Origin of the sequence: Akkermansia sp. GGCC_0220 (assembly GCF_017566105.1) — a bacterium.
Lineage (GTDB): Bacteria > Verrucomicrobiota > Verrucomicrobiia > Verrucomicrobiales > Akkermansiaceae > Akkermansia > Akkermansia massiliensis.
Genome location: NZ_JABFCI010000004.1, coordinates 24,423 through 48,200, shown reverse-complemented (window position 1 = coordinate 48,200; position 23,778 = coordinate 24,423). Strand labels below are relative to the sequence as shown.

At 54.7% G+C, this 23,778-nt stretch carries 16 protein-coding genes; 9 read left to right on the top strand and 7 right to left on the bottom strand.

Annotation, left to right across the window (positions count from 1 at the left end):
- Positions 1 to 25: 25 nt before the first annotated feature.
- Positions 26 to 454, bottom strand: a complete 429-nt coding sequence (locus HJW02_RS04125; RefSeq protein WP_022396928.1) for a hypothetical protein — start codon at positions 452 to 454, stop codon at positions 26 to 28.
- Positions 455 to 728: 274 nt separating this feature from the next.
- Between HJW02_RS04125 and HJW02_RS04120 the strand changes: the two genes are divergently transcribed.
- From HJW02_RS04120 to HJW02_RS04110, 3 genes are all read left to right on the top strand, one after another.
- Positions 729 to 6,662 (top strand): RHS repeat-associated core domain-containing protein, encoded by a 5,934-nt coding sequence (locus HJW02_RS04120; RefSeq protein ID WP_102721193.1) that lies wholly within the window; start codon positions 729 to 731, stop codon positions 6,660 to 6,662.
- 12 nt (positions 6,663 to 6,674) lie between these two features.
- The gene (locus HJW02_RS04115; RefSeq protein WP_102721194.1) at positions 6,675 to 7,868 is read left to right on the top strand and encodes a hypothetical protein; all 1,194 of its coding nucleotides are present in this window, start codon (positions 6,675 to 6,677) and stop codon (positions 7,866 to 7,868) included.
- Between the two features lie 72 nt (positions 7,869 to 7,940).
- The gene (locus tag HJW02_RS04110; protein WP_240454379.1) at positions 7,941 to 8,954 is read left to right on the top strand and encodes a glycosyltransferase; all 1,014 of its coding nucleotides are present in this window, start codon (positions 7,941 to 7,943) and stop codon (positions 8,952 to 8,954) included.
- A gap of 25 nt (positions 8,955 to 8,979) precedes the next feature.
- Here the strand turns inward: HJW02_RS04110 and HJW02_RS04105 are convergent, their stop codons facing one another.
- The 3 genes from HJW02_RS04105 to HJW02_RS04095 form a co-directional block, all read right to left on the bottom strand.
- Positions 8,980 to 10,005, bottom strand: a complete 1,026-nt coding sequence (locus HJW02_RS04105; protein ID WP_102721196.1) for an ankyrin repeat domain-containing protein — start codon at positions 10,003 to 10,005, stop codon at positions 8,980 to 8,982.
- Positions 10,006 to 10,017: 12 nt separating this feature from the next.
- Positions 10,018 to 11,499: an MFS transporter gene (locus tag HJW02_RS04100; RefSeq protein WP_102721197.1), complete on the bottom strand. Its 1,482-nt coding sequence runs from the start codon at positions 11,497 to 11,499 to the stop codon at positions 10,018 to 10,020.
- Between the two features lie 122 nt (positions 11,500 to 11,621).
- Entirely contained in the window at positions 11,622 to 12,251 is a 630-nt protein-coding gene (locus tag HJW02_RS04095) for a hypothetical protein (RefSeq protein WP_102721198.1), read from the bottom strand.
- A gap of 191 nt (positions 12,252 to 12,442) precedes the next feature.
- Here HJW02_RS04095 and HJW02_RS04090 point away from each other — a divergent pair, with 191 nt between their 5' ends.
- Entirely contained in the window at positions 12,443 to 13,045 is a 603-nt protein-coding gene (locus HJW02_RS04090; protein WP_146018170.1) for a hypothetical protein, read from the top strand.
- A gap of 15 nt (positions 13,046 to 13,060) precedes the next feature.
- Here the strand turns inward: HJW02_RS04090 and HJW02_RS04085 are convergent, their stop codons facing one another.
- Together HJW02_RS04085 and HJW02_RS04080 are read right to left on the bottom strand one after the other, a co-directional pair.
- Complete coding sequence (locus HJW02_RS04085; RefSeq protein WP_102721200.1) at positions 13,061 to 13,819, bottom strand: sel1 repeat family protein; 759 nt, start codon at positions 13,817 to 13,819, stop codon at positions 13,061 to 13,063.
- A 70-nt stretch (positions 13,820 to 13,889) separates the two neighbouring features.
- Positions 13,890 to 14,807, bottom strand: coding sequence for a metalloregulator ArsR/SmtB family transcription factor (locus HJW02_RS04080; protein ID WP_102715996.1), 918 nt, complete (start codon positions 14,805 to 14,807; stop codon positions 13,890 to 13,892).
- A 37-nt stretch (positions 14,808 to 14,844) separates the two neighbouring features.
- On the opposite strand from HJW02_RS04080, the gene metK reads away from it, so the two are divergent.
- The 5 genes from metK to HJW02_RS04055 all read left to right on the top strand — a co-directional run bounded on the left by metK (position 14,845) and on the right by HJW02_RS04055 (position 21,975).
- Complete coding sequence (gene metK / locus HJW02_RS04075; RefSeq protein ID WP_102721201.1) at positions 14,845 to 16,029, top strand: methionine adenosyltransferase; 1,185 nt, start codon at positions 14,845 to 14,847, stop codon at positions 16,027 to 16,029.
- A 21-nt stretch (positions 16,030 to 16,050) separates the two neighbouring features.
- The gene (ahcY, locus tag HJW02_RS04070) at positions 16,051 to 17,466 is read left to right on the top strand and encodes an adenosylhomocysteinase (RefSeq protein ID WP_102721202.1); all 1,416 of its coding nucleotides are present in this window, start codon (positions 16,051 to 16,053) and stop codon (positions 17,464 to 17,466) included.
- A 1,028-nt stretch (positions 17,467 to 18,494) separates the two neighbouring features.
- Entirely contained in the window at positions 18,495 to 19,490 is a 996-nt protein-coding gene (locus HJW02_RS04065; RefSeq protein WP_146018171.1) for a hypothetical protein, read from the top strand.
- 21 nt (positions 19,491 to 19,511) lie between these two features.
- Positions 19,512 to 20,771 (top strand): FAD-dependent oxidoreductase, encoded by a 1,260-nt coding sequence (locus HJW02_RS04060; protein WP_102721204.1) that lies wholly within the window; start codon positions 19,512 to 19,514, stop codon positions 20,769 to 20,771.
- 313 nt (positions 20,772 to 21,084) lie between these two features.
- The gene (locus HJW02_RS04055; protein WP_022395900.1) at positions 21,085 to 21,975 is read left to right on the top strand and encodes a hypothetical protein; all 891 of its coding nucleotides are present in this window, start codon (positions 21,085 to 21,087) and stop codon (positions 21,973 to 21,975) included.
- A 99-nt stretch (positions 21,976 to 22,074) separates the two neighbouring features.
- Here HJW02_RS04055 and HJW02_RS04050 read toward each other — a convergent pair whose 3' ends face one another.
- Complete coding sequence (locus HJW02_RS04050; protein ID WP_102721206.1) at positions 22,075 to 23,733, bottom strand: sulfatase; 1,659 nt, start codon at positions 23,731 to 23,733, stop codon at positions 22,075 to 22,077.
- Positions 23,734 to 23,778: the final 45 nt, after the last annotated feature.

The window sequence follows — 23,778 nt, the reverse complement described above, 5'->3', positions numbered from 1 at the left end:
CTGGGACGTTTCTGAAAAAGGGCCGTTAAATCAGCAGGGGAAGTTGAAAGCCTTCATGTATCGGGCCGTCGTCCCTGAAGGGGTCAGGGGGGGCGGGTATTGCGGAATCCGATGTTTGGCTTGTTAAAAGAAGAGACTGTGCCAGATGATGGAAATCCGGGAAGGTCTGCCAGATAATGCAGGGCTGGGGAAGCGGCGCATGAAGAACGGGCAGCGTCAGGTCGTCAATCTCCAGACGCTGGTGTTCGCAGAGGTGCCCGGCCAGCGGGCTGGAAGTGCTGCTGCCGGGACCGTGGTCCCCACGGCATCCGCAGGGTGCGGCATCGTGATGGCAGGAGCAGGAAAAGAGGAAGACCTCCTGATGGCAGGGGCATACGGAAACCATGCCCGTTCCGCCTACAATGACCAGCAGAAGGGTGAGCAGCATGATGCCGTTGCGCAATGCTCTAACCATGGTATGCCGCGAATCCTAGAAAGGAGCCGTGAAAGCGTCAAGAGCAAAGTGGCGGATGTCGGAACCATGGCATCGTAGGATCATGTTAGCAGCGGTATTTTATGTTTTTATATATTTTATAAGAATTTATTATAAAACGTTTTAGAATTGAAGATTAACATAAAAGACCCGTTGACTACTTAAGGAAAATTCTAAGGATAGGATCCAGTGGCATCCCTATAATTTATGAAATTTATAGGAATATCATAAAAAATTAAAAAACAATAATAAATTTATGAGAAAAAATCCTATTCCTCCTTATAAAAAATGGTTTGATTCCAAATCAGAGCCTGCAGTCCGCAGGCTTTCCGAAGGAAAACCACACCAACAAGGTGAAAAGATTGATGAACATTCGGACGGCAAATCTCAGGGACCGCCCAGCAGTTCATCTGATAGTTTCACGTTTTCCCATAGCTTTGAAGTGCCTTTTAAGGAAAATGAAGCTGCGGAGCAGGAGCCTATTCAAGCCCTTTGTTCGATCAGCCTTACTGTTGATGATTGGGGAACAGCCTCCGTTGACGGTAAGAAAGTAGTGGACTTGACCTCAGGCGTTGAAGATGGCGGAAAACATGGCGGCCACCAGCTGTGGACCGGTTCCGGTTCCTGTACTGTTTCTTCCGGTTCCCATACTCTTTCCGTTCAGCATACCAACATTGATATGCCGGACCCGAATTGGAACCAGGCTGTATGTAATTATTCCATCAGTGTGGTTGAATTGGAACCCGGTGGTGAGAAATGTGAAGAAGAGTGCGGCTGTGGAGAAAATGAACCGGGCGATCCCCCTGGAGGCGTGCCGCCCGAATCCTCTTCTTTTTCGTCTCGCAGCAATGCCGTGACTTTGTCGCCTTTTGATTCTTCCGGCGCCGGCAGCGGAGTAGTTGCTACGGCTACAGGGTGGGATATGCTTTGGTCGTGCCGAATGGGAACGTTCCGAGGTATTGGAGACCTGCCTCCCGGAAAACTGCAGATTCATGCCAAGGAGTTTTCTTCTGCTTTGGCTGGTCCAGCTGCTTTGCAGTTCAGCCATCCTCTGACGAGCCGGCTGAATGTTCCGGAAGGTGGCATCGTTCCTGGAGCCCGCTTTGAGCTGGTGCAGGGAGCTCGCGTTATTGCCATGCGCTGTTATACGGATGGCTCCGTACACCCTGTTGGCGTGGATACGTCGGGCGGCGGCAGAGCTACGCTCATGTCCATAGACGGAACCTCTTATTTGCGCTGGATGCCGGTAGACGGTTCTACGTATCTTTTTACAGCGGCTGCGGGGGAACTTTATTCCTATACCAGTCCTAATAAGGCTATTCTCAGCAATGTCAGCGATTATTTTTCCATCAAGCGGAATCCCTCGGATCATTCCCTACGCCAGATATGGAATTACTGGGATGGACTGATGAATATTGAAAACATCACTTCTACCGGATACAAGGTTGCCTTTTATATGCCTTTCCAAGTAACGGGCATTGACCCTCAAACCGGGCTGTATACGGTGGAAGAAGGTGCGGTTCCCTTCAAGAGTTTTGAAATGGAGTGGAATTCTTCGGAATTTGTCATCATTGAACGCACTCCCCAGCGGCAGGATTATGTCTGTACTTGGTCGTGCAGCAACCAAGCCTGGAGTTTGTCGAAGGGCAGCGGAGCGGATGCCATTGTTACGCAACGTACCCGTACTGAATTGGAACCCACCGCTTCCGGCAATCTGGCCGTCTGGCAACTCGTGACTGAAGTTTCCAAGGGCGGCGCAGTGGCTTCACGCGTTTGTGAAGTGTATCAGACGGCCCCTGTCGGAGAGCTATTGTTGACCCGTGTAGACGGTTACGGTTTTGATGAGGCCCAAACCACCGCTTATGAATATAACGGGGCAGGACGTCTGAGCAGGCAGACCAATCCGGATGGAAGCGTCCATGCCTTTACTTACGACGCTACAGGACGCCTGGAACGCAAGACGGAGCCGTGGGGGGAAGATGCTGTTCTTGTAACTCATTATGAATACGCTCATTCCGATGAAGATAATTATAATGCGGATCTTGCCTCCATTACACGTAATATCAGCCCTGCTTCGGGCGTGCTGGTGGAACTCAGCAAGGAGACATATACTTATACCTACGAAAATAATATTAAACGGGTGGAGACACGCACCCGCGCCTTGGGAAGTCCCCATACGCAAATCACTGCCGTTGAAAAGTGGCTGGCGACGGCGGAAAACGCTTTTGCCCGTGGCCGTACGCGTATGGAACAAGCGGCCAATGGGATACAGACGTGGTACGATTATGCCGCCGCCATGCTGCATGGGGCTCTTTATTCCGTGACCAAGGAGACAAAGGTACAGGGGGAATTGGTTCCGGGTCAGTCCACTCGCAGCGTGAGCTTTGTTTCAGCGGAAGGCAATACCGTACGGGAGGAATTGTATGCTCTGCTTCCGGACAATACCTGGGAACAACTGGAGGGCGTTTCCTATACTTTTGATGAGCAAAACCGATGGATTACGCGCACCCGGGATAATGGGCGCAGTTTCAGCCGCGCTCTGATGTGCACCGGGGATCCCCTGTGGGAAGTAGATGAAGATGGCGTGCGTACGGATTACGCCTATGATTCGGCCCGTGTCTTGATTGAAACAACCCGCAGTGAAACTCCCACCACTCCGGAAACCATTGTGGAATATGAAAAGGATGGTGAAGGCCGCATTACTCGCTCGACTACCCGTGTGGGCGCCATGGAAACGACCTCCGCCCGCAGTTATGATATTCTTGGACGTGTTTCCAGTGAAACGGATGTTTTGGGCCGTGTTACCACATATGCCTACAGCAGTGACGGGCTGACCACAACCAGGACAGTTCCAGGCGGGGCAACCTACATTTCCCGTCGTCTTCCGGACAACCGTGTCAAGGAGGAAACAGGTTCCGGTCAGCGTACCCTGTATCATGGCTATGAAGCTTCAAGCAGCGGTGTTGTCCATACTACCTGGCTTTCCGACGGCATTACCATGCTTCAGCAGGAAGTGACCAACGGGTTCGGGCAGCCGGTTTCACGCATTAAACCTACCACCCGGGAGGGAGAAGTTTTGGAGGAGATCAGTGAATACAATGCTCTTGGACAGCTCTCCCGCAAGCGGACGGGCATGGAGGCTCCCACTGTCTATACATATGATTCCATGAGCCATGTTATCAGGCAAGTCCTGGTACTTGATGAACTTCATCCAGATGATCCCCTTGCCAATCGTGTGCAGGAAATGACGACATCCTTTGCCTTGGAATCCGATGGTGTGTATCAGGTAACGGTCAGTTCCCGTTTTACCGAGGCGGGAGACAGGCTTACCAGTTCCCGGAAAGAGCTTCTCAGCCAGTTGAGCAATACCGTGGCAGCCAAGCGCATCAGCACTGATGCACGCGGAGAAACAAACATAGAGGAAGTTTCCTACCATCAGACTATGGCAGGCAGGTTGACAACTGTGAGCAATCCTGCATCGGATGTTGCGTCAACCTCCTTGGAAGTGGACGGTTTTATTGTCAGTCAAACTGATTTTTCAGGGTTGGCAAGATCGTTCGCCCGGTCTTATACAAGCTCCGGAATCGTATATACGGATACGGACCCGCGGGGCAATACGGCTACCATGAAAGCGGATATTGCCGGAAGAACCATTGAAGAGGCGAATGCCGACGGCAGTTTCGTCGTGGCTCAATATGGTTCCCATGGTGATGATCCTGTCCGGGTGGAGACCGGGTCGGGATTGGTTGCCTGCTATAAATTTGACATTCGCGGTCGCAAAGTTGCAGAATACGGGACTGCCATCCAGCCGGTTTGCTACAGTTATAATGATGCCAATCTGCTGACCTCCATGACAACATACAGGTCGCGGGGAGAATCGGAACTCGACGATCCCAGCGACAGGACGGATGGCGACACTACTTCCTGGCTGTATCATGAAGCCACGGGGCTTCAGATTCAAAAAAACTATCCGGACGGCTCCGTGGAACGAGTTTCGTACGATGGACAGAACCGGCTGGTTGAAAGCACGGACGCCAGAGGGATTGTGACCACGCGCGCATATGCTCCCCTGACCGGGGATATTGTTTCCATTGAGTATTCGGACGGGACACCATCTAAGGAATTCGCCTACAACTATCTCGGATTGCTCTCCCGGGTAACTGATGAATCCGGCACCCGAACCTTGACATATAACCAGTACGGAGAAAATGAAAGTGAGAGAGTCGAGGTGGGCGGAATCGGTATCACGGTGGAAGAAAAATTTGATGTATTGGGACGTTCCACAGGTTATTCCCTCTTGAGGGGAGAAGAGGAAGTCATTTCCACGCAAATCGGGTATGATCCCCGGGGGAGAATTTCCAGTCTGAACGTCCATGGAGTAAATGGCGTTTCTTCTCCTTTCGGCTGGACGTATGATTCCTCCAGTGGCCTGCTTAGAGAGCTTGCCTATGCTAACGGCATCGTTCGCAAGCATTCCTATGAGACAAGCCGCGACCTGTTGAGCAAGATTGACTATTGGAGGCCCAACAGCGCAAATTCGGCCGCCAGGCATGAATACAGTTACGATATTCTGGGGCGTCCCACGCAAAAAAAGGATACGTGGAACACGCCGGCCCCCGGTACCGTCCATGCGTTCTCCTACAATGATCACAGTGAACTCATTCAGGATTCCGTAACCGGAACCGGGGCTGGCGCTTATACGTTTGACTATGACAACATCGGCAATCGCAAGACAGCGATGGAATTGGCCGAAGAAGTGGAATACGGCGCCAATAACCTTAACCAATATACTGCCATTACCAGGTCGGGGAATTCCGTTTTCGCTCCTGTCTATGACGCCGCGGGCAATCAGACCCTTGTGCAGACAAGTACCGGAATCTGGACTGTATCGTATAATGCCGAAAACCGCCCTGTGCGTTTCTCTGATGACACCGCTTCCACAGTGGTTGAATGTGGCTATGATTACATGGGACGCCGGGTGATGAAAAAGGTAACGGTGGAAAATGCAGTGACATACCACGCCTTTTACATTTATCGCGGCCATGTGCAAATCGCGGAGCTTAACCTCCTTGAAGCGAACAAGTCTGTTGTAAACCAATACGTATGGGATCCCTCGGAACCGACGGCTACACGTATCCTCTTGTGGGTGCGCGGAAGCGAGCCGATCTATCCGACACATGACCAGACTAAAAATGTTTCAGCCCTGTTCGGGCAGGCTCGTGGGCGGCGCGCTCTTTATGAATATTCCCCCTATGGCAATATTACCCGTACGGAAGGAGATCTGGCTGGAGAGTTCAAGTTCCGCTGGTCCAGCGAATATGCAGATGACGAACTGGGAATGATATATTATAACTATCGCCATTACAATCCTGCAGATGGCCGCTGGATTGGCCGTGACATGCTTGGGGAGGAAGCTTCTCCGAATTTATACGTTTATGCGGATTCCAATCCAGCTTCCATGTATGATTCCCTGGGACTTGCCTGCCTGCAGAAACAGAATCCTGCCATAGGACGCCCGATTAAAACTGGTCTCGGAGGCGCGCTCATTGTCTTCCTGGATTATGGCATCTCCACTGAGTATGAGGCGTGCTGCATCAAGTGTGCGGATAATTCCAAAGGATATTCTCTTTCCGGCAAGGCGGCTTTGTCAGTCATGTTTACTGCTGAAATGGCAACTTACTCCTTCTTCGCAAGCGTCAGCAAGGATTTCGGTCCTTTTTCCGGCACGTTGCAAGCGAGAATGTGGGGCGGAGTAAGAATTTATGGACAGCTTTCGGCAGAGACTTCTCTTCAATTTACCTATACTACATGTCCCAATGATTCTCCGTCCGCAGAAGGAAATTTTGCCATCATTGGATCGTTGGGGGTGGAAATTGGGGGAGAGGCTTACGTCCGTGGATCCATTCGTCTAAAAGGGCTGTGGGGGCTTGTCCTCAAGAAATCAATCAAGATAGGAGTTGGTTTTGCCCTTGGCGGAAGGCTGAGCGCGGAATGGACGCCCAGGATATCTTGTGGATTATTGGGTTGCAATTTGACCGGGCCTATTTCATTCTCTATTGCGGGTACGGCACGGGTACTGGTTCTGATGGCTGAAGTGGAATTTTCCCTTAAACAGGAAATTGCAAAAGTGGACAATTTCACGGTGACATTGCCAACCTTCTTCCCGCTTCCCATCCCACCGGGAATCTAATGCAAAACATTCATGAATAAAAAAGTGGTTCGTACAGCCATTATTTATATCGTATCTTTGGCCGTGTTTGCCTGCGCGTTTGCGCAGGCAAACACCCTTTCCGAAAACTGGGGAGCAGCTTTGCTTTTCCAGATTCTTGTATTTTTCATTATCAATGAAGCCTGGTATTGGCTGTGCGCATGGCCGGGCATTTTTCTGGCCCTTTTCCAGCAGGTGAAGGATAAAAATGTTCCGGAGCAAAACCGCGAAAAGTATATAAGAGGCTTAAACAAGCTCGTCCGGATAACAAGTATCATTATTCTCATTCTGCCGCATATTATTTACGGTATGTTGTGGATGGCCAATGTCCTGTCTCAGGGCGCCTTGCAGGGGTGGGGAAAAGTGGACTTGGATGCGTCTCTGTTCTTTCCGTCCTATCTATCCTGCATCATCCTTTTCATTCTGGTTTTTATCTTTTCTATTCAGCCTTATTCCATCAGCCATTTCATGATGGAATGGTTTGAACCTGGTCTGGGTAAGGAGAAAGTGGTTGAAGAAGAAGATGGGGCAAAACTCTCTACGCCCACTGCGCCTCTGAATGTGCGGGATGAGGAACAGGGTAATCATTCCATTCTGTTTGATGCCCATTACAGGAAGGTAGTGAAGGAAATGGAACCCAATGAGGAAATCCTGGCGGTGACGGCCCCCATTCCCTATGCTTTTAACAGGCAGACTCGTATAGAACTCATGATAGGTGTGCCGTTCATTCTGGCCTCTGTATGGGTGGCATCCATGCTTTTCAAGATTGTTTCCCAGTCTGGATTCTCTTTCATTTTCTGGGGGCTCATCCTTATGTTTCTTGTCTTTTTTTCGGTGGGGTGTTTGCTGGTTTTTTCTCCGGCCCGGTGGAGAAAAAGACTTTCAAGGACGGATTATTTTGTTACTTCCAAACGTGTTTTTCTGGCAGAGGGAAGAGATTTACACCAATTTTTTTGGAAAGATGAACCATACGTCTCCTTACAGATGCATAATGAATTGCTGGGAAGCGTCTATATTTCACGCCGAACACATGTCAATGCCTGTTTGGATAAACTATTCGGCAAGGGAAAGGTCAATGCCTATGAGACAGATGAAACAGGTAAAATGAATGGATTGCTGAACATCCCCCAGGCGGGGGATATCTATGCGATGATTGAATCTCTCATGGAGCATTCTAAGGAAAAATGAATATTCGTTTAAAAGCAGGTTCCATCATTTGACTGGAATTTTCTGACAGTGAATTTTTTACCATTCCCTGCCTTGTCCATAATCGGGATGCCGTCCCTTTACGGGGGAGCGGGAAGCGAGCTTTTTCATCAAATCAAGCTTTGGCAACAGTGTTCCTTGCCGCTTCACATCATACCTACACATCCTGTCGAGTTTGATCAGAAATACCTTGCTCATGGGTGCACTCTTCACGCGCTCAATGACTGGGCCTCCATTCCCTCCTCTTCTCTTGTCATCAGCTTTTGCAATCGTGATTTTCTGCGCAATCTTGCCGCCATCCGGCAGCGGGCGCAATATGTCATTTATGTGAATTGCATGGCATGGCTTTATCCGGAAGAAAAGGAAGCCATGCGGCACGGGCTTGTTGACTGCTTTCTTTATCAGAATGAAAAAGTCCTGAATACTCTTGTTCCGCAACTAAGGAGGCTGAACCCGAACCCGCGCATTCAATTTCGAACTTTTGTCCCCTATTTTGACAGTTCATTGTTTCCTTTCGTGGATCACCGGCCTTCCGATTTCTTTTGTGCCGGACATATCTCGCGCCAGGAGCCGGAAAAATTCGCGGTTGATACGTGGCGCATTTATGAAAGTTTTTCTTCTCCCGTGGCTAAAAAAGCCTGTTTTTTAGGATACGACAGGCGCAGCCGGAGCAAGACCGGCCCTCCTCCCGAATGGGTTCAAACCTATCTTGATGAACAGGATTTAAGCCAGCAGGATTTTTACAGAAGCTGCCATGTCGTCTTGCAGCCGACGGATACCGTTGAAAACTGGCCTCGCATTGGTTTTGAAGCGATGGCGAGCGGAAGCGTCCTGATCGTGGACAAGAGAGGAGGTTGGGAACAAATGATTGAACATGGAAAAACGGGCTGGCTCTGTGAGAACGCAGCCGATTTCATTGCCTATGCCTCTAAAATGGCATGGGAACCGCGCTGCCGGGAAGACATGGCCGGAGCTGCACGGGAACGAGGCTCTGCCTTGGGTGGCTTGTCCGCGTCTCTGGAAAGCTGGAAGGAAGTTTTTTATGAAGCCAGTTGTCTGTGTGGGTAAGGATCCCTTCCTTTTTCTAAACCGGTTATTTCCCGGCCGCTTTGCGGAGCAGGTCCACGGTGTGTTCAAAGGCTACGCCGCGGACGTCAATGATCTGGGAGTTTTCCGCTACGGCTCCGGTGATTTCCTCCTTGAATTTTCCGGCATGTTCTTCCGTGAGCAGATTTCTTGAGATCAGGGAGCGCGTAATGAGCTGGAGCACGTACTCCGTTTCTACAAAGGACTGGCGCCCTACGGCCTTGCTCATGGCTTCCATGAATTCGGGGGCGTGTTCAGGCGAGAGGGCCGCAACGGCTTTTTCATAAGCCTGTGCAAAGGTGTTCACCGGGGCCTTGGAAACTTCCGTCTTGGTCAGGTCAAAGCTGGATTGGTAGGCCAGGGCCCCTTCCTCCGCCAGTTGAAGGGCGTTCTTGCCGAATTTGTTGACGGCATTCATGTCCGCCCCTTTTTCCAGCAGCAGGGCCGCCACCTGGAAGTTGCCGCGCATGGCCGCCAGCATCAGCGGCGTAAAGCCGTTGCCCTCCCGGTTGTTGATGTCCGCCTTCTTTTCAATCAGCATGTCGGACAAGCGGTCCAGCCCGCTCCAGGAAGCCCAGTGCAGAGCGGTCCATCCGTCCTTGTCCTTCTGGTCGATTTCCACGCGGGGGTCTTCCAGCAGGCGTCCCAGGTAGGGCGCACGCTTGGCTTCCAGCTTCAGCGTGGTTTCAATGTTGTTGTAGTTGGCGTAGCACACCCACATGACGGGCGTTCTGCCGTGGGGGTCCGTCATGTTGACGAAGGCTTTTCCTTCCTTCGCCGCCAGTTGTTCCCCTTCTTCCAAGGTTTGGTCGAACTCCTTCATTCCCTTGACCCTGGCTTCCTGTTCCTCCTGTTCAGAGGAGGCATTGACTTCCTTGGCCTCCGCCTTTTTCATCACGGTGATGAGGTCCAGGGCCGGATTGGGGTCTCCGGAGAAGGATTTGGAAACCACCAGGCTGATCCCGCCCAGAATGGAACTGAAAGCCACCAGGATGAGGGAGTCCACAATGATGTTGCGCGTGTGCTGGTTCATCGTCTTGAGAGGTTAGGAGTTGGCTTCCGTGAGTTCTTCCGCCGTGACGGCGGGGTCCATTTCCGTCTCAATGGCCGCAATGGGCGGGGAGTCCGCGTCTTCCTCCGGATGGTCGGAGGTGATGGTCTTGCGGGTCATGATGATGGCGATGGGGCTGATGACGGCCATGGCCAGGTAAATGGTCCACATGAATTCGGGTGAATCCCAGAAGCCGATGTGCCCGGTATCCATCTTGGCGCAGATGCCGTCGTAGCAGAGGTAGGCGACCAGCAGGCCGCCGATGATGCCGTTGATGGGCTTGGCAATGAACATGGGCAATGCCGCCAGGGACATGTAGGAGGCCACCTTGTCCTTGGGGGCCACACGGGCCACATATTCCGAGAAACGGGGGGAGAACAGCAGTTCCCCGAACGCGAACACCAGAATCTGCGTCACAATGGCTACCAGATACGCCTGGGAGCGCGTTTCAATGCCGGGCACCACATAGTACCATTCAATGGGAATGGCCATGAAGACAAGGGAGAAAGCGGAAATGGACATGCCCACGATCATGAGGCTGACGGTGGAGAAGCGTCCCAGCACCGGAATGAGCAGGATGAGGCCGGAGACGATGATGGCCGGGTTGATGGCATTGATGGAGCCGATGGCAAAGTCATCATACAGGGTGCGCACGTAGTATTTGGGCATGACCAGGAATTGCAGCGTGAAGACGATGCGCACGCCCATGGTCAGCACCAGGAAGAGGATGAGCTTGCGGAAGGCGGATTCCTTCCACACTTCCCGGAAAAGCTGCAGGGGCCGGCGGAGGGGCGCTTTCAGGTTGGCCTCCTTTTCACTGGGTTCCGCGTAGTTGTTTTCGTCAATGAAGCGGGTGGTGATGCAGCCCAGCAGCACCATCAGCGTGCCGAAGTTGATGATCCAGTAGCCGCCGTCCACAGCGCCGAAGTGCTTGCGGAAGAATTCAATCAGGAATACGTTCGCGATCACGGCGGCGATGTTCATCAGCAGATAATAAATATTGAACCCCGTGGCGCGCGCATTCAGCGGGGCGAAGCGCCGGATGGAGGTCTGGATGACGGGGGACATGAACGCCGTGCCGAAGGACATGATCAGAATCCCTGTCATGACCACCAGCCTCCCGGAGTCCACGGTTGGGCTCAGATCCGGCCCGAATCCCATGATGAGACGCCCGGCGATGAGGATGATGAAGCCGATCAGGTACGTGCGCCGTATGCCGATGATGTCGCAGATGGAACCCACCGCAAAGACGAAGGCGGAGATGAACAGGGTATACAGCCCCACCCACAGGGCCGCGTCCGCATCGTTGAAACTGCAGTAATCCGTCAGGTAGAGGACAAAAACCGTAATCAGGGAGAAGTAGGCCATGCCGTCGAAGAACTGTACGACGTTGGTGAGCCAGAAATCTTTGGATACGGTTTTTAGGATTTTGAACTCGGAAAAGTACTTGATGATAGGGTTGGCGGACTCGTTCATGCAGAAGAGAGTAAATTTTGACGACGGTGGAAGAGTGGGTTACCCGCACTCCCGTTTCAAGTTTTTTTCTCTCAAAAGCCGGATTAACCGGAAAAATGCGCGCCTCCGTCACGGCGCATCCCCTATCTGGGAAGAATGCGCCGGAAGCCCGCCACATTGCACCATGACAATGCTTTCAGGCATTGTTCCACGGCCATGGCGTCTGAGGGCAGCAGGGGCCACAATCCGGCTTCCTTCAGCCCGGATTTGGCTATTTCCGCCGCCTTCCATTCACGGAACTGGGTGGGAAGGGCGGAGAAGGTGAAGAAGGCCCAGCAGGCCAGCCCGATAGCCAGCGCAATCTGGAACTTCAACAGCCCGGTGGCCAGCATCCCCAGCAGGATGAGGGCTGTGAAGAAGGGAATCATCATGGCGCGGGCTGCGGCGGTTTTGCGGGCTTTGGCCGCAGCAGGGTCTTCCCGGACCAGGCTGCTCATGGCCCAGGTGTGGGCCACGCAGGCCAGGCGTCCCGCAGTCACCTTGCCCTCCCAGGCGGGGGGAAGGCTGATGAGCCCGTTTTCATCCACGCCGGGAAAACGGGCCTCCGCCAGTTTCCGCTGGCGTTTTTCCGCGCCGTCCAGGCGGTGAATCAGCCCCGCCGGACCCGGAAATCCCGGCAATTCCCGCGATTCGTAGGTACGCAGCGGAATGACGCCCTTGGTGAAGCGCAACGCGGCAATGACGCCGAGCACGACCACGGAAAGGAAAATCACTACTGCGAATAGCATAGACCGCTTTTTCTCATACAGCCGCCTGTCCGTCAATCTCCCCGGATGGCATGACCCGCGCTCTGGCGGTTCTCCGGGTGCGGATGGCCCTCTCCTCCGGGAAACGCTGGATTTGGATTGCTTTTGCGGCTCTTTTCATGTAATTGCTGACCGCAATGGTCCATATCCGGGAATGCATGAGGAAGTGGCTGCCGTTTGTTCTGATGGCGGCGGCTCTCGGAGTGTCTCCGGCCCAGGATGTGGCGAGTCCCGATGCCGCGGAGCTGGACCTGGACCTGGTTAAATTGAAGAAGGGGCCCAAGGGCAAACAGCGGGAAGCCATGCGGAAGGCCCTTCTGCTCGTGCATCTGAAGCAGAAGGAAACCTGGCTGGCGGAGTCCACGGGGGAAGCCGCCCTTCACCTGAAGGCGGAAATTTCCTTCCGGCGGTACCTTGCCGCGGTGGATATGGCCGGCTGCCCGGAGGAATTCAAACGCGCGTTCCGCAATTATGCAAAGCTTCTGAATTCCTTTGAAGAAAAAGATTTGAAGAGCGTGCGGGATTTTCCCTCCGTTCCCTTGCAGGAGGCCGGAAGGGAGCTTTTCCGGGTATTGCTCAATTACCGTCTGGAGCCGGAGCATCTTCTGGAGGAAATGAAAGCGCTGGTGGATGAAGAGGTGGAAGGTAAAGAGGAGCTGTCTCCGGAGCAGATGATGGACATTGTCCGGGAAGTGCGGGAGGCCCTCCAATCCGGCAAACGCCCCTTTCCTGCGGAAAGGGCTCCGGAGGACAGGGAATGAGGCATGGCCTGTTTTTCACCTGTAGTTTTGTTGAATCCATTCAACAGCTTTCGGGTTTTGCGGCAGGTAGGTTTTTAAAACTTCCCTGATACGCTCCCTGGATTGACGGTTCGCGGGGACCTCTCCGTCCATGGCGGCAGGCATGATCGGGAACGCTTTCTGCCGCTGTGCCTGTTGAAGATAGCGGGCATAGGCGTCCGGGTGCCGTTCCGCCTCCTCCCTGGACGGAATTTCCAGTTTTCCCATCAGGTAGAGCAGGTAAAGGGCCTCCGGGTTATTCAGCGCGGCGGCTTTTTGGTAAAACTCCATGGCTTTCCGTTCATCCCGCATGATGCCGTATTCTTCGTCTCCGCAGGCATACAGCCGTCCCAGTTCCAGGGAGGCGGGTGCGTAAGACTGCCTGTCCGCCTGTATCAGATAAGCGAGGACCTCGGAAGGGTTTTCGGAAATGCATTCCGTGAAAGCTTCATACTGGGCCTGCGGGCTTCCATGGTCCGCCGCTTTTTTGATCCAGTAATTGTATTCCTCGGCTTTGAGATCGTTTTTGGAGATGAAGTTATGATCCGCCATTTGGCGCATGGCGGGAATGCAGCCAGCCTGCGCCGCTTTTTTCAACAGTTTCTCCTTCTGGTCAAATTGCTCAAAGGGGGAAAGCTGCATGTATTGCCGGTACAGTTCCTCGGGACAGGCTTCCCTCGGGGCGGCTATCCAGTAAATGCCCAGGGCGGCAGCGAGGATGGCGCCTGAAATGATTAATGCGGATTTAATGCTCACAATAGGTGAGCGGCTGCCCGGCAGAATTTTGTCTAAAAAAACGGTCGGAAAAAGGAGTGGGCGCAGACGGTTACGGTTTCCAGGCAGCGGCCATCAGGGTCTGGAAATGGGGCGGTTCCGGTTCCCTGTCCACAATGTCCGTATGGATGTTCCGGAATCCGGCTTCCTTGAGCATGCTTTCCAGCGCGGCGGGCGTGAAGCCCAGCCAGCGGTCCGCGTACAGATCCCGCGCCTCCTCCTGCCCGTGCTGGAGCAGGTCCAGCACCACCAGGCAGCCGCCCGGTTTCAGGATGGTCCACGCGGCTTCCAGGGCCTTGACCGGCTTTTGCGCATGGTGCAGGGCCTGGCTGAGCAGGGCCAGGTCCACCGTGCCGGGATCAATGGGCGGCGTTTCGATGTCGCCCAGGCGGTATTCCAGATTATCCAGCCCGTGCTTGCGCGCCAGTTCCTGCCCCAGTTCCACCATGCTGGGGGAGTTGTCCACGGCGATCACCTGCTTGGCGCTGGGGGAGATGAGCTGGGAGACGAAGCCTTCCCCGGCGCCCAGGTCCGCCACCACGTCATAGTTCAGGATGCGGAGCAGGGCTCCGGCCAGCGCCTTCCAGGAGCGGCCCGGCGCGTAGTTTTTCCCCAGCCGGCACACCACTTCGTCAAAGTAAGCCTGCGTGCGGTTCTTGCGCTTGTCCAGGATGACCTGGAGGGCTTTTTTATCCGTTTCCGCCTCCGGCAGTTCCTCACAGGCTTTCAAGGCTACGTTGTGCAGGTCGTTGGCCAGGGAAAGGGTGTAAAAAACGTTTTTCCCGGAGCGTGTGTCTTCCACCACTCCTTCCTGCCGGAGCTGGGCCAGTTGCGTGGAGATGCGGCTCTGCCCCATGCCCAGGATTTCCTGAAGCTCCGCAACGCTCAGGGATTCTTCATTCAGAACGTTGATGATGCGCAGGCGGGTGGGGTCCGTCAGGAGTTTGAGCGTTTTTAGGATTGACTTCATGGTGGAATAATATATCAACGCATCGAGATTTATCGATATGAGTAAAAACAACCCTCACATCTTCACGTCGGAATCCGTTGGAGAAGGCCATCCGGACAAGGTGGCCGACTACATTTCCGACTCTATTTTAGACGCCTGCCTGGCTCAAGACAAAACTAGCCGCGTCGCGTGCGAAACTTTGGTGAAGAGCAACATGGTCATCATCGCCGGAGAGCTGACGACCAAGGCGGTAATCAATCCGGAAAAGATCGCCCGCCAGGCCATCCGGGAGATCGGGTACTGCAACCGGCAGGACGACGACGTGTTCCATGCGGATACCGTCTTTTTCACGAACCTGCTCACGGAACAGTCTCCGGACATCGCCCAGGGCGTGGACGCGCGGGAAGCGGAGGGCAAGGGCCACGCGGAGCAGGGCGCCGGGGACCAGGGCATCATGTTCGGCTTCGCGACGAACGAGACGCCGGAGCTGCTGCCGGCCCCCATCGTGTTCGCCCACAAGCTGCTCATGGAACTGGCCAAGCGCCGCAAGCGCGGGCATGTGGACTGGCTGCGACCGGATTGCAAGTCCCAGGTGGCCGTGGCCTATGATGAGGCCGGACGCCCCGTGCATATTGAGAACGTGGTTATCTCCACCCAGCACACGGAGGAAGTGGACCATGATACGATTTACAATTACTGCGTCAGACTCATTAAGACCGTGCTTCCTGCGGAACTGCTGGATGACAGGACGGAGTACTTCATCAATCCCACGGGGAAATTCGTGGTGGGCGGCCCCCACGGGGATTCCGGCCTGACGGGCCGCAAGATCATTGTGGATACGTACGGCGGCATGGGCCGCCACGGCGGCGGCGCCTTCTCCGGGAAGGACCCGTCCAAGGTGGACCGTTCCGCGGCATACATGTGCCGCTGGGTCGCCAAGCACATCGTAGCCGCCGGGCTGGCGGACAAGTGTGAATTGCAGGTGGCCTACGCCATCGGCTACCCCACTCCCGTTTCCATCCGGGTGGATACCTTCGGCACCGGAAAGGTGGAGGAAAAAGCCATTGAAAGTGCGCTGGAAGGCATTTTCTCCTTCAAGCCCGCGGACATGGTGGAACAGCTCGACCTGCTGCAGCCCATCTACCGCAAGACGACGCATTACGGGCATTTCACCAATCCGGAACTGCCGTGGGAACAACTGGACGAAGCTCGCCTGGCCTCCCTGAAACAACTTCTTCATTAATCCAACGACAACGTTACAGACATGTTTTCAGAAACGGAACAATACAAGGTGCGCGATATCAGCCTGGCGGATTTCGGACGCAAGGAACTGGACATTGCGGAACATGAAATGCCCGGCCTGATGGCCGTGCGTGAAAAGTACGCGGCCGCCAGGCCCCTGGAGGGCGTGCGCATCATGGGCTCCCTGCATATGACGGTGCAGACGGCCGTGCTGATTGAAACGCTGACGGCCCTGGGAGCCTCCGTCCGCTGGGCGAGCTGCAACATTTTCTCCACCCAGGACCACGCCGCCGCCGCCATTGCCAAATCCGGCACGCCCGTGTTCGCCTGGAAGGGGGAAACGCTCCGGGATTACTGGGACTGCACCTGGAAGGCCATGAACTTTCCGGACGGCCTGGGACCGCAATTGATTGTGGACGACGGCGGAGACGCTACCCTGCTCATCCACCGCGGGTATGAAATGGAGGAAGGTTCCGGCTGGGTGGACACTCCGTCCGAATCGGAAGAGGAGGAAGTCATCAAGGACCTCCTGAAAAAGATTGCCGCGGAAACTCCGGGCATTTTCCACCGCTGGCTGCCCGAGCTGAAGGGCGTTTCCGAGGAAACGACCACCGGCGTGCACCGCCTGTACCAGATGCAGGCCGCGGGCCGCCTGCTGATTCCGGCCATCAACGTGAACGATTCCGTGACCAAGTCCAAGTTTGACAACCTGTACGGCTGCCGCGAGTCCCTGGTGGACGGCATCAAGCGCGCCACGGACGTCATGATCGCCGGTAAGGTGGCCGTGGTCTGCGGCTACGGGGACGTGGGCAAGGGCTGCGCCCAGTCCCTGCGCGGCATGGGCGCCCAGGTGGTCGTGACGGAAATAGACCCCATCTGCGCGCTCCAGGCCGCCATGGAAGGCTACCGCGTGCTGACGGTGGAGGACACGCTGGGCTGGGCGGACATTTACGTAACCACCACGGGGAACTGCGGCATCATCCGCATTGAGCACATGGAAAAGATGAAGGACCAGGCCATTGTGTGCAATATCGGCCACTTCGACAATGAAATCCAGGTGCACAAGCTCCAGACCTATCCCGGCATCAAACACCTCAACATCAAGCCTCAGGTGGACCGTTACACGTTCCCGTCCGGCAACAGCCTGTACCTGCTGGCGGAAGGCCGCCTGGTCAACCTGGGCTGCGCCACGGGGCACCCCAGCTTCGTGATGTCCAACAGCTTCGCCAACCAGGTTCTGGCGCAGCTGGAACTGTGGAATACCCGTGAAAACCGCCCCGCGGGCGTGGAAGTGCTCCCCAAGGTGCTGGATGAGGAGGTGGCGCGCCTGCACCTCGGCAAGATCGGCTGCAAGCTTACCGTCCTGCGTCCGGAACAGGCGGACTACATCGGCGTTCCGGTGGAAGGTCCGTACAAGCCGGACTTTTACAGGTATTGATCCGGCGGGGGCTCCGTTTTCCGGCCGTTTCATCGGGAAGCTTTCCCGGTGGAACGGCTTTTTCCATTTGCGCGGCGGAGCAGGAGAGGGAATGCAGGTGTGCCCACTGTTTTTTCCGTAAAAAGATAAGAGGGGAGAAAATGCTTTCCGGCATCGGCCATTGTTGAAGGAGCGGGAAAATGAAGTCCGTTTCCGGCGCAGAATGGGGTTTTGGCTCCGCGCCCTGGATGGAGGGAATGAAAGAAATATTCTTCCGGAGTGAGCTTCATGTTTTGCTTTCCTGTTATATCAGCCAGTATTCCAACTCAACGTTTCCCCTTGAACACACCACTGCCGGAGAAAAGAAGAAGCCGGTTCCGGAACGCAGGGAGGAATTCGGGAAAATTAAAGTAGCACCGGCTTGTTTCCTGCTGGTATCATGCGGCTTGCTTGCAGGCTTAAAACAGCCCTGTTTCACGGGCGGGTTTGAAATCCGGTGAGACTCTGCAGTCCGGAAAAGTTATGCTCCGGGATGGTGGGCGCAGATCCTGAATCAACGCTCCATCAGTTCTTTTTCACGGGTGCGTGTCGCCTGGGAGCCAGGGCCTCCCGGGCCTGATGGACATTCCCTCCGGAGCGCAGAGACGGTTATGCAAGCAAGAGCTTACGCCATGCTCCGGAAGGGGTTTCAGCCACGAGATGCCGGAATCTTCCGTTCCCGGGAGCCGGAGCCGCAGCTTCGCCGTTCATCACCGTCGCGCCGTTCCCGTTCCTGCCTGCGCCATTTTTTGTGTTATACCCTCCCGGCTTTTTTGAAATGAAAAGAAAGCTTATTTACGTCAAGAACGGCTTCTGTCGATGCCGGAGTATTGGCAAACGGAATTTTCCGAAAATGTTTTTCTTTCAAATGTGCAGGCTTGACCCCGGATTTCAAATCCGTAATGTATTCATGAAGCCGTTTTAATGGCGCATGCTCCCAGGGTGCAATCCATGTTTTTCCAATGCCTTCCGTTGAAGGGCGCGGGTTGCTCCCCTACATCAAACGTACCATGGATACTTCTTCCCGGAAAACGGCTCTCGTTGTGTTGTTCAACCACCAGTATGACCGCAACATTCCGGTAATCAGGGAGATTTATTCAAGGCGTTTTTCCGGGCTGCTTCAATTAATGCCCTATTACAGGGGGGACGCTCCGGACGTATGTTCCGTATTCGGCAATTCATTCCAGTTTTATAATTATATTTTACAGGCCCGGGAAAGAATCAGGAAGCTGGATGGCGATTATATTCTCATCATCGGAGACGACCTGCTCCTGAATCCCCGGTTTGACGAGTTTTCCACGCCGTCCCTGCTGGGAATCCATGGGGAGGATACGTGCTACCTGGATGGTTTTGTGGATGTCTCCCTGCCGGTGTGCTACCGTGGAACGGTGGAGGCCCACCGTTTTTCCACGGCTCCCGCCGGCATTGATGCGGACAGCGTCAACAAGAATGTTCCGCCGTACGGGGAAGCCCGTCAGATTTTGAAATCCAGGAACCTCATGCAGCATGACGAGCTGTCCCGCGTGCGCATGTTCCTGCCCAAGTGGAATCCCGGCGGCGGCATCCATGCCAACTGGAAGGTGCTGAAGGGCAGAATCTGGCATCTGCTGAACCACTGGAAGCACCGGATCAAAAAGTACCGGTATTCCTATCCCGTCGTCTTCGGTTATTCGGACATCGTGTGCATTCCGAAAGGGAAGTTTGACGATTTTTGTCGCATCCTTGAGGTATTTTCCGCATGGAACATGTTTGTGGAGCTTGCTATTCCCACAGCCTTGCAGCTCCTTCCCGGAACGCGGCTGGCTACGCTGGAAGACACGCCGTACAAGTCCGGAAACGTCTGGTTCCCGCAGGATCCGGAACATTTTGAGGCCATGAACGCCGTCATTGACGGGCTGGTGTCCTCTTCCGGCGGAGACCTGGGCAAATTGCTTGCCTCCTTTCCGCAGGAATACCTGTACCTCCATCCCGTGAAATTGTCCAAATTCGGTGCGCGTGGTCTTTAATCCATTGATTTTCTTTATTCCATGATGAAATATGCTGTGATCGGAGCCGGAGTTTCCGGATTGTCCATGGCCGGAATGCTCTTGAAAAAGGGGCATGAGGTGGTGGTTTACGAGAAGGACAGCCGCCCCGGCGGCCTGGTCAAGTGCGCGGAGGTGCAGGGCAATTTGTACCACCTGGTAGGCGGTCATGTGTTCAATTCCCGGCAGCAGGAGGTATTGGACTGGTTCTGGTCCCGGTTTGACAGGGAGCGTGATTTTGTTTCCGCCCGCCGCCGTGCCGTCATTTCCCTGGAGGGCGGGGCTGTGGTGGATTATCCCATTGAGAACCATCTCGACCAGTTTCCGGAGGCCGTCCGTTCCTCCATTGTCCATGAACTGCTGGAGCTTTACAGGAATCCCCCTGCGGAACCCAGTTCCCTGGGAGAATTTTTCCGGAACCGTTTCGGGAAGACCCTGAACGACCTTTATTTCACGCCCTACAACAACAAGGTGTGGCGGCAGGACATCAACGGAATCGCCATGGACTGGCTGGAAGACAAGCTTCCCATGCCGACCGTGGCGGAAATCCTGTTGAATAACATTGGTCGCGTCAACGAAAGCGCCATGGTGCACAGCTCCTTCTTTTATGCAAAGCGCGGCGGCTCCCAGTTCCTGGCGGATACGCTGGCGCGCGGCCTGAAGGTCAGGTACCGGGCGGAGGCTGCGGACATCCGTGCGCAGGATGGAAAATGGCTCGTGCAGGGAGAATTGTTTGACCGGGTTGTTTTTACAGGGAATGCCAGGCAGCTTGCGGACTGCTTTCCCGGCGTGGATGAACTCCGTCCGTTCCTTCCCCGGATTTCGGCATTGCGCTCCCACGGCACCACCTCCGTGCTGTGCCGGATTGACCCCAACGGCTATAGCTGGATTTACATGCCCTCCCCGGACCACCGTTCCCACCGCATCATCTGCACGGGGAATTTTTCCAGGAACAACAATAACGGAGACATTACCACCGCCACCATTGAGTTTTCCGAGCAAATGACGGAAGAGGAAATCAGGACGCAGCTGAAGCTCATCCCCTTTTCCCCCTCCTACCTGGCCCATCACTGGGAGGAATATACCTATCCCGTGCAGGATGCGTCCAGCCGCGCCCTGATCCGGGAGCTGAAGGAGCGCCTGGAACCCAGGGGCATTTACCTGCTGGGGCGTTTTGCGGAGTGGGAATATTACAACATGGATGCGGCCATCGGCGCCGCCATGGACCTGGACAAGAGGCTGGACGCGGAGCTTCAGCCATAAGGGCGCCCCCCGCGGACGCGGGAATATAAGAAAGACTTTTATCGGCAAGTATCCGGCCAACGCTGTGGATTGTTAATCCGCTGTCAATGGAAAATTTTAACGGAGAACGAATTCCAGATATTTGACGTGTAATAAAAAAGATTTTCCATCATCCCCGTAGGATGGCCTGAACAGACAACTTTTTCAGGGTTATATTTTTACAGGTCCTCTTTTATTTTCTCCAAACAAGCGGATTAACAACTCGCTAGAAAGGGCGTGCAGAAAGCATGGCCCATGTTCTACCCGGCCATGCGTTTACCCGGAATCAACGCGCATGGCTATTCGTTATTGTTCTTTCGCGACACGCGGCTACCGCTGGCGGCAGTGGATGCGGATGACAAGTTTAAAGCTGGCGGAGCCTTCCGTGGAATTGTCTTTCTGGAATCTTGGCCGTCTGCTGTCCGCAGGCATCAGGCGCGAAGTGCCCTGGTTTGACCCTCATTTGCATGGGGCTGGTTACTGGTGCTGGAAACCCTTCATCATGCTCAGGGAACTGGAAAGCCTGCAGGAAGGGGACTATTTGCTTTACACGGATGCGGGGCGTCCGCCGGGAACGCTTTTCCGCCATTCAGTACAGCCTCTTGTCCAATGGCTGGAGGAGAAGGGGCAGGATATCCTGCCGGGAGTGAATATCTCCTATTACACGGGAGATTTGTCAAGATGGTGCAAGCAGAGCGTTTTTGACGCATTGAATCTGGATATCAGGGATTTCGAGCATAGCCCCCTGATTCAGCCGACTCCGTGTTTCCTGAAAAAATCGGAAGAAAGCGTCCGGATTCTTCGTGAATGGATGGAACTATGCCGGCAGTTCAGCCTGGTGTCTTCCCCGACTCCGGAGGAAAAAAGCCGCTGCCGTGACAATTTTGCGGACCATACGCATGACCAGACGCTGTGGTCGCTTGTTGCGGCCATGAACCATCTGGATTGCCTTTATTCCGGGAAGGGAGTCATCCATCTTGACGGGAGGCAGCCCTTTTTACGGCACCCCGGATTTGATGACAAGGATCCGGACTTCTTTTTGGGAGAGCTTGGAGCGGAGAGGGTGGAAAGGCCTTTGCTTACCTTTCTCTCCGGCGTTCACCAGGGGATTGCTTTTTGCGAGAAGGCCGTGAATAAATTGTCCAAGATCGCCGGATTGGGCCCCCTCAAAGGTTTTTACGGGTAAGGCCGGGGTGGAATAGCCGTTACCGGGGTGTGATACCCAGGGAATAAAAAGGCGCCGGAATCTTCCGGCGCCTGGGAAAAGTTCCGCTGGAACGGCTTCCTACCAGGAAGCGTCAAATTTGGGGATGGGCGTTCCCTTTCCTCCGGGGCTGTTTTCCGGGACCTTGTAGGCCTTGCGGAGTTCGTTGTAGCGCTTCTTGAGCTGTTCCACGGTGGACTTGTAGGCGGGATCGTCAATGACGTTCTTCATCTGCATGGGATCCTTCTTCATGTCAAAGAGCATCCATTCGTCACTGGTCCAGATGTAGGAGAGCGTGTAGCGGTCCGTCCGGATGCCGTCGTGGCGCGGGGCGTTGTGTTCGCCGGGATTCTCGTAGAAGCAGTAGTAGATGGCGTCCCTCCAGTTGTCCGGCTTCTTGCCCGTAAAGGCCGTGGGAAGCAGGGAAACGCCCTGGAAGGTATCCATGTTTTCCGGGGTGTCCGCTCCTGCTGCGGAAACGATGGTGGGAGCGTAGTCGATGTTCTGCACCATGGTGGTATTGCGGATGCCCGCGGGAATTTTGCCGGGCCATCTCATGATGAGGGGCATGCGGAGCGATTCCTCAAAAATCCAGCGCTTGTCGTACATGCCGTGTTCGCCCATGTAGAAACCCTGGTCGCCGCAGTAGATGACCAGCGTGTCTTTGGAAAGGCCTTCCTTGTCCAGATATTTCATCAGGCGTCCGATGCTGTCGTCCACGGAAAGCAGGCAGCCCAGGTAGTCTTCCATGTAGGCGTGCCATTTCCATTCCGCGAAGGCTTTCGGGTCTTTCAATTTTCCGGATTTCATGCCGTCCACCAGGGACTTGGTGCGCTTGGCGTAGTAATCCGTCCAGGTCTTCCGTTCTTCCGGGGTCATGCGGTTGATTTCGCCCAGGTCCCAGCCGTAGCCGGGGGAGACGATGCTCTTGCGCATGTCTTCCGGCACTTGGTCCTTGAGCACCTTGAGGTCGGAATAAATCGCCATGTGCCTGGCTACGGTCTGCTGGTTTTTCTTCAGGAATTCCGGGCGGTTGGCGTAGTCGTCATGGAAGTTGGCGGGTGGCGTCAGCTTGGACGTGTTCACCTTGCCCAGATGGCGCAGGGCGGGGCACCAGGCGCGGTGGGGGGCCTTGTGGCCTACGACGAGCAGGAAAGGCTTGTCCTTGTCCCGGTTTTCCAGCCACTGGATGGATTTGTCCGTGACCACGTCCGTGGCGTAGCCGGGAAAGCGCTTCGTCTGGCGCTTCCCGTTCGGCTTGAGGCTGATGAAATCCGGATTGTAGTAGCTGCCCTGTCCGGGGAAGATTTCCCACGTGTCAAAGCCGGTGGGGTCTGATTCCAGGTGCCATTTGCCGAACAGGCCCGTTTGGTAGCCGGCTTTTTGCAGCATCTTCGGGTAGGTGGGCTGGGAGCCGTCCAGCGGCCTCTGGCCGTTGAAGACGAAGCCGTTCATGTGGGAGTGCCTTCCGGTCAGGATGCAGGCGCGGGAGGGTCCGCACAGGGAGTTGGCGCAGTAGCTGCGGTCAAAGACCATGCCTTGCCTGCCCAGCTTGTTGAAGTTGGGCAGCGCGACGGGGGAATCGTTCTTGGAGGTGCCCAGCGTCTGGTAGGCGTGGTCATCCGTAATGATGAAGAGGATGTTCGGCTTTTTATTCCCCGCAGCCTTGGTCTGGGCCATGAGGGGGGCTGCCGCCAGCAGGGCCAGAGTCCCGGCGATGATGGTTTTTAAGGGTCTCATATTGCATGGAGGATATAGGATGAGGGCACCGTGTCAATGTCATAG

Bases quoted from the DNA above. Each gene is read 5' to 3' on its own strand.
- HJW02_RS04060 (WP_102721204.1), top strand. From the start codon at position 19,512: ATGATGAAATATGCTGTGATCGGAGCCGGAGTTTCCGGATTGTCCATG.
- HJW02_RS04100 (WP_102721197.1), bottom strand. From the start codon at position 11,499: ATGAACGAGTCCGCCAACCCTATCATCAAGTACTTTTCCGAGTTCAAA.
- ahcY (WP_102721202.1), top strand. From the start codon at position 16,051: ATGTTTTCAGAAACGGAACAATACAAGGTGCGCGATATCAGCCTGGCG.
- HJW02_RS04105 (WP_102721196.1), bottom strand. From the start codon at position 10,005: ATGAACCAGCACACGCGCAACATCATTGTGGACTCCCTCATCCTGGTG.
- HJW02_RS04120 (WP_102721193.1), top strand. From the start codon at position 729: ATGAGAAAAAATCCTATTCCTCCTTATAAAAAATGGTTTGATTCCAAA.
- HJW02_RS04125 (WP_022396928.1), bottom strand. From the start codon at position 454: ATGGTTAGAGCATTGCGCAACGGCATCATGCTGCTCACCCTTCTGCTG.
- HJW02_RS04115 (WP_102721194.1), top strand. From the start codon at position 6,675: ATGAATAAAAAAGTGGTTCGTACAGCCATTATTTATATCGTATCTTTG.
- metK (WP_102721201.1), top strand. From the start codon at position 14,845: ATGAGTAAAAACAACCCTCACATCTTCACGTCGGAATCCGTTGGAGAA.
- HJW02_RS04050 (WP_102721206.1), bottom strand. From the start codon at position 23,733: ATGAGACCCTTAAAAACCATCATCGCCGGGACTCTGGCCCTGCTGGCG.
- HJW02_RS04080 (WP_102715996.1), bottom strand. From the start codon at position 14,807: ATGAAGTCAATCCTAAAAACGCTCAAACTCCTGACGGACCCCACCCGC.
- HJW02_RS04090 (WP_146018170.1), top strand. From the start codon at position 12,443: ATGAGGAAGTGGCTGCCGTTTGTTCTGATGGCGGCGGCTCTCGGAGTG.
- HJW02_RS04065 (WP_146018171.1), top strand. From the start codon at position 18,495: ATGGATACTTCTTCCCGGAAAACGGCTCTCGTTGTGTTGTTCAACCAC.
- HJW02_RS04055 (WP_022395900.1), top strand. From the start codon at position 21,085: ATGGCTATTCGTTATTGTTCTTTCGCGACACGCGGCTACCGCTGGCGG.